The sequence below is a fragment of the Geobacillus sp. LYN3 genome (genome assembly GCF_003064505.1).
Classification (GTDB): domain Bacteria; phylum Bacillota; class Bacilli; order Bacillales; family Anoxybacillaceae; genus Parageobacillus_B; species Parageobacillus_B toebii.
Genome location: NZ_QCWL01000001.1, coordinates 2,870,144 through 2,872,103 on the forward strand (window position 1 = coordinate 2,870,144; position 1,960 = coordinate 2,872,103).

General features: G+C 36.6%; 1 protein-coding gene. It reads right to left on the minus strand.

The window, feature by feature from the left end:
* Positions 1 to 123: 123 nt before the first annotated feature.
* Complete coding sequence (locus DCC82_RS15025; protein ID WP_108430409.1) at positions 124 to 1,797, minus strand: IS200/IS605 family accessory protein TnpB-related protein; 1,674 nt, start codon at positions 1,795 to 1,797, stop codon at positions 124 to 126.
* Positions 1,798 to 1,960 lie beyond the last annotated feature (163 nt).

Genomic DNA, 1,960 nt, shown 5'->3' on the forward strand with positions numbered 1-1,960 from the left:
GAACGCATTGCAATGCACCCAGCTCCTAGAATCGCCATCTGCTCCGGTGACGAGAGTAAGATACTGGTACAACGCGCTCTTGAATGAACAACATTTTTATATGAATAGGTATTCATTATGTGGTTATGCCAAAGTTTTTATTAGTTGCCGTTTTTCTTCTTCTAACAAGGATGGATGAAATACATCTATCCCTTGATGCGGCTGATTCACATTGAAAAGATGATACAATGTATGTGTACGAACAGAAAACTTCTTATTTAAAATAGACCAATGCTTCCAATGATGAGAAGCATCTTTCGGGACATGCTTTTTAAGCACCTTTGGTGATTTTTCTTTATATCCTAACCCCCGTCGGCCGATCGTAAATGCAGCTGCTTGGTGAATAGAAATACCAAATTTACGCATATACTTCAGTTTTCCAGAGACAGAAGTAAAAGCCGGATTCACTTCTATAACAGCAACTCCCATTTTATCGGCACGTCTTTTGATTGCTTGTATCATTTTTCGATACGCGAACATACTCTTCATCCGATTTGCTTTCTTGTTGCCGTATCGATTCCCTGTTTTGGATAAGGTGGTATCCAACTTTTCCAAAACAATAGGTTTTTTCTTCCGTACCGCAATATCTACTAAAGTAATGGCTTCTGCTTCCATGATTTTCGTAATCTGACCAGAAGTTTTCCCTTCTATCGAAAACGTTAATTTTCCACTTTCCAAAAAGTTACCATCTTTCGAAACATTTGTCCAAGCAATGTGATTATAGTTACAATCTACACCAATAACTCCATCGGAGGTAGAAAAATTAATATATGGATTCGATTCCACATCCACCAAACATTTGATGATATAGTATTCCCCGTGATCTTCGATCGACCAAGAAATTGGTTTACCATACTCTTTTTTGTTTTTGCATTGGATTTGATCTGTCACCGTTTTATTCACCATTTCTTGGCCGTAAGGGAATATTACTTCCGGAAAGGTAACTACTTTTCCTGTTATCGAGTTCATATGAAGTTCTTTTGTCATTGGATTATAGTGAAACACAAAGTTTCCAGAGCCGGCATCTTTCCGCCCGGAGATGATGATTTCTTTATTTCGTGCAGCTAAAAAGAGCTTTCTCCAAGCTTCGTGGTCCTTTATAAATTCTTCTTTCGTAAATTGTTGTTTGAATAGTTTTTTACCGCCAAAAACAGCGCTTGGAATATGTTCTTTTAATTTCATTTTCTTTTGTTCTAATCGATCCAAACGATGTGTTAAACGACCGATTTTTGCTTTCGTCCGTTTCCATTCCACATCTAAATAACGATGTTCAAACAAATAGGAATTCATCCAAACCAAAGATCTGTTTTTTAATTCAAGAGAAATGATTCCGCTTTTATGCAAAACAAAGTTTGTATTTTTCGGAAACCGTAGGTTCCCTTTGATACAACTTTCTTTGATTTTGCCTAATTTCGTCAGTTTGGTTCGTTCTGTTTTCAGTTTTTTCTTCACATCTTTTATTTTTTCTTCTGTCTGTTGAAGGTGCATTTTATTTAATTCCATTAGAGAAGAGAAAAGAGCATTTGCTTCTCGAACTGCACTGTTAGCAAAATAGTCATTCAGTCCGTATTTTTTCTTCACAACGATATGCAGGCTTTCTTTATGTAATTTTCGCCCCCATCGTTTTTCTCGGACCAGCGTTTGAAAGGCGAAACGTTTCGCTTGATTGAATAACTCTAATGCATAAGATGTTTCTGTAACATGAAGAATATCCATTTCTGATTTATACAATCTTCTTGAAAAATACGCTTTTTTCATCTTTTCTCCACCTCTAACGGAACATAAGTTCGGTATATTTATTTATATTTTATGACAGAAGAAGAACGTTTTTCAACTATTACGATTACTAAAAAACAAAAAATGCCGATTCATCCCCCACCTACGCTCCGCTTAGAGGTGGGGGGTCTTCTCGGCAAACAAG

Coding starts and splice junctions, on each gene's coding strand:
- DCC82_RS15025 (WP_108430409.1), bottom strand. CDS start 1,797: ATGAAAAAAGCGTATTTTTCAAGAAGATTGTATAAATCAGAAATGGAT.